At 67.8% G+C, this 1,061-nt stretch carries 1 protein-coding gene and 1 pseudogene; both read left to right on the forward strand.

The genetic code is table 11. From position 1 onward, the window contains the following. A pseudogene (locus ACFWPJ_RS33685) lies at positions 1-281 on the forward strand (malate synthase G); the annotation flags it as partial. Between the two features lie 241 nt (positions 282-522). After that, positions 523-1,061 (forward strand): IS5 family transposase (locus tag ACFWPJ_RS33690; RefSeq protein ID WP_378857686.1); only part of this gene is annotated, 539 nt, incomplete at its 3' end.

Consider the following 1,061-nt stretch of genomic DNA (forward strand, 5'->3'; position numbering starts at 1 on the left):
GTGCCACCCTGCGCATCTCGAGCCAGCTGGTCGCGAACTGGCTGCGCCACGGCATCGTCACCGAGGCCGACGTGATCGCCAGCCTCGAGCGCATGGCGCCGGTCGTCGACCGCCAGAACGCCGGTGACAAGGCCTACCGCCCGATGGCGCCGGACTTCGACGCCTCGATCGCCTTCCAGGCGGCCAAGGAGCTGGTGCTCGAGGGCACCAAGCAGCCCAACGGCTACACCGAGCCGATCCTGCACCGCCGCCGTCGCGAGTTCAAGGCCACGCAGAAGTAGCGCTGTCGGCTGTGTGAAAAGTAGCTCGTAGCAGTTCTTTTCGCGTACGGCCCCGCTTCGGAGAATTCCGAGGCGGGGCCGCTGTCGTCACCGGAGGTCACCGTGGATACCGGCTCATCACCCTCAAAACGGTCACAAAAACGGTCACAAAGCGGGACGCTCCGCCGTCGTCCGCACAGGGTGGTCTACCGGCTGGCTACCGCTGCTACTTCTGATCGATGGGATCCGGTGGCGGACCCGGGTGGGATCGCCCTGGCGGGACGTGCCGGAGTGTTACGGGCCGTGGCCGACGGTGTACGGGCTGTTCCGTCGCTGGCAGCGTGCGGGGGTGTGGTCGCTGATCTGGAAAATGCTGCAGGCCTTCGCTGATGCCGCCGGTCGCATCGTGTGGCAGGTGAGTGTCGATTCCACCATCGCTCGGGCGCATCGGCATGCCGCTGGCGCCCGCCGCGACGGTCAGGGGCAGGTCGAGCCGCCCGGCGGGGTCGAGGTCGAGCCGGGCGATCACGCTCTGGGAAGGTCTCGTGGAGGGTGGACCACCAAGACGCATCTGGCGTGTGAGCAGGGTCGCAAAGTGTTGTCGCTGCTGCTGACCGCGGGTCAGCGTGCGGACTGCCCGCAGTTCACCGGTGTGCTCGATGCGATCTCGGTGCCGCGGCTGGGCCGCGGACGAGCGCGAACCCGCCCGGACCGGACGCTGGCCGACAAGGCCTACAGCTCGCGCGCTGTCTCTGATACACAAAACCGAGCCCCCGCGACCCGAAATCATCTCGGTGTGGC

The organism is Nocardia sp. NPDC058497 (assembly GCF_042720195.1).
Taxonomy (GTDB): Bacteria; Actinomycetota; Actinomycetes; order Mycobacteriales; family Mycobacteriaceae; genus Nocardia.